Origin of the sequence: Subdoligranulum sp. APC924/74, from assembly GCF_003324125.1 — a bacterium.
GTDB lineage: Bacteria > Bacillota > Clostridia > Oscillospirales > Ruminococcaceae > Gemmiger > Gemmiger qucibialis.
The window spans coordinates 1-2,752 of sequence record NZ_PSQF01000169.1; the positions used below are offsets into that span (position 1 = coordinate 1).

The 2,752-nt window shown below is 60.1% G+C and carries 3 protein-coding genes; all 3 read right to left on the reverse strand.

Annotated elements, in window-relative coordinates:
* Nucleotides 1-84 precede the first annotated feature (84 nt).
* Nucleotides 85-1,419 carry a hypothetical protein gene (locus C4885_RS15895; protein ID WP_114001268.1) on the reverse strand — a complete coding sequence of 445 codons (1,335 nt, stop codon included), beginning with the start codon at nucleotides 1,417-1,419 and terminating at the stop codon, nucleotides 85-87.
* A 76-nt stretch (nucleotides 1,420-1,495) separates the two neighbouring features.
* Nucleotides 1,496-2,263, reverse strand: a complete 768-nt coding sequence (locus C4885_RS15900) for a ZIP family metal transporter (RefSeq protein WP_114001269.1) — start codon at nucleotides 2,261-2,263, stop codon at nucleotides 1,496-1,498.
* 285 nt (nucleotides 2,264-2,548) lie between these two features.
* Nucleotides 2,549-2,752 (reverse strand): hypothetical protein (locus C4885_RS16880; RefSeq protein WP_207657616.1); only part of this gene is annotated, 204 nt, incomplete at its 5' end.

Here is a 2,752-nt window from a genome sequence, read left to right on the forward strand (position 1 = left end):
TTGGCAACGCAGATGCCGTGCCGCAGCTGCCGGAGCGGTGCTTAAGCCGCAAGGCGGGAATTGTGCGGTGTTGCCTTAGTTTTTTTAACGGAACACGGTTGTTCCGTGGATGATATCGTCAATACTCAGGCCATAATACGGGGTCACCACGCGGGCCTGCAGCTGCTGGCTGCCAATGTTAGCAATGCGGCGGTACTCCCCGGCTTCGGTCTGTTCCCCGTCGATGTCCGGGGTTTGGGTTTCTTTGGCGGGGTCGGTCAGGCGCAGTTCACAATAAACTGTGGTACCCTCGCGGTTGCACACCATCCAGCCGCTGCCATCCCGGTTAGTGCGCAGCAGCACCGAGCCGTGCATGGATTCCGGCAGCGCCAGAAAGAAGCTGTACTCGCTGTCATACACACCAAAGTGGCTGCCGGTCTCATCCTCTGCGGCAAAATCCCGCCACAGGATAAAGCGCAGCCGCTTGTCCATTCCGGTGGAAATTTTGCCGCCGTCATCGATCATCGTGGGAATCTCGATCGTTCCGTTGCCGTCCAGATCGGTGCTGACCAGTGCGGCGTCATACCGCAGGGTCGCTTTGGTCAGGTTGGCCACGCCCGCCGGGCGGTAGGTCTGCAAAAATCGGGTTTCCGGGTCATACACTACAATAGAGCTTGCCAGGCTGGTGCCGGAAGCACCGGTCCAGCCATCCACCACCAGATAGTTGCCATCGTCCGCACCAATGCCCGCGTGCAGGGCCGCACAGCCGCTGTAATCACCAATCGCAAGGGTCTGGGCGGAGCGGAAGCCATCCTCGGTGTTGGTCAGCAGCTGCAGGTTCAGGCCGCCGCCCTCCTGCTCAGCGGGCAGGGCCAATACCAAATCCTGGGTGCCCTCTCCGCCCGTCAGGTTGGCAAGGATCATTTCGGTGTATGCCTGCTTGATGATGATCTGCAGGCCATCCTCGGTGTACAGATACACCACCATATAACGGTCGCCCTGGGCGCTGGCATAGCCGACAAGGATCTGCAAGGAATTTTCGTCCCGCAGATGGGCGGTGTTCACGCTTTCCACCTCGCTGGAAAGCCCTTCTGCCGTCTGCGTCACCCGCCAGCCGTTTTCCTCGGTCGGTTCCAGAACAGCCAGGTACACATTGCCCGCAGAGGCATCCAGCGTGTACAGCACGGCGGCTTCATCCTGGCCGTCACCATCCCAATCGCCAAACAAAAGAGGGGAAAGAAAATCGCCGCTGGCAGGGTATTTCAGGGTCGCGGTTACACCAAGGGCGCTGTTGAGCGCCTTTTGTACGGCGCTCGTCTCGCCGGAAGCCTGCGGCGCGCGCAGCAGGGATTCCACATCGCTGCCGGTTACGGCAGAACAGCCGGAAAGCAGCAGCGCGGCTGCCAGTGCGCACGCGGCGCAGCTGCGGCGGTATGGCATGGATATTTTCCCTCCCCTGCATGGTTTCCAGGCACTATTTGCACCCCAGACAAATACAGGTTATAGTATACCACAATCAAGCCAACGTTGCAATGCCAAGAATCATCATCAGCACCCCCGCGCAAAAGCCTGTCACCCCCATTTTGCGCCACGCCGGTTCAAACGCCGCGGGCAGCAGCTGGGCAGCCGCCACCCACAGCATAATGCCCGCCACCACAGCCACAATGCCGTTCAAAAGTCCCGGCGTCAACAGTGGGGCCAGCACCAGTGCCGCCAAAACGGCCCCCGCCGGTTCCGCAAGGCCGGATACCAGCGCAGCCACGGCACCCTTGGCCCGGCTGCCGGTGGCGCAGGCAAAAGGCACCGCAACAGCCAATCCCTCCGGGATATTGTGCAGGGCAATCGCCAGTGCCGTGCGCGCCCCCAGCTGCGGGTCCGAGACGTTGGTCAGCAGGGTCAGGATGCCCTCCGGCAGGTTATGCAACAGCAGGGCTGCCCCCGTTACCAGCGCAGCCCGCATGGCAGAGCCCTGGGTGCGGGAGCCAAAACGGTCGGCCAGTGTATCCTCGTCCGGCAGAGCACAGGCCAACAGCCAGGCTGCCAGCATACCACCCAGCAGCAGTGCCGCAGCCGCAGCCCCACAGCCAAAGGGTGAAAGCAGCGCCCCGTAAAAATCCAGCAGCGCCGGAGCCAGGTCCGCCAAACTGACGGTCAGCATGACCGCCCCGGCAAAGCCGCCGCAGAACGCCATCAGCCTTGGCGTTGGCTGGAACAGCGCCGCAATCAGCCCGCCCAGACCAGTGGACAGACCGGCGATGGTTGTCATGAGGAGAGGAAGAAGCATAGCGAACACCCCAGTTTTAGTTAGGAGGGAGGAGTTCGGAGTTGGGCGCAAGCAATGAGGAATGAGGAATTAGGAATTGGAGATGGGGTTGGGTTTATTATGGATTTTATATGCGGGGTGGTAGAGCGGTATGCGGGTGATTTTTATATGCAGTTTTTATGTGTTATGTCGGGCATTTATTGGCATCTCACCCGTAGGGGCGCACATTGTGCGCCCGCCAACCTAAATAGGCAATACTTTTTTCAATGGTCCCGCATTGGGCAAACCGCCACGGGACGATGCTCGTCATCGTCCCCCTACAGATGATTTGCGGGTTTGCGTCAACTGCTTTCCGTTTCTCTGCGGCGCGATGAGGGCATCGCGCCCTACAATTTTTTCATTGTTCGTCTCACATTTCAAAAGGCTCAATCGCCTAAGGCAATACCGCACAATTCTCGCCTGACGGCTTAAGCACCGCTCCGGCGGCTGCGGCACGGCATCTGCGTTGCC

Bases quoted from the DNA above. Each gene is read 5' to 3' on its own strand.
- C4885_RS15895 (WP_114001268.1), bottom strand. From the start codon at position 1,419: ATGCCATACCGCCGCAGCTGCGCCGCGTGCGCACTGGCAGCCGCGCTG.
- C4885_RS15900 (WP_114001269.1), bottom strand. From the start codon at position 2,263: ATGCTTCTTCCTCTCCTCATGACAACCATCGCCGGTCTGTCCACTGGT.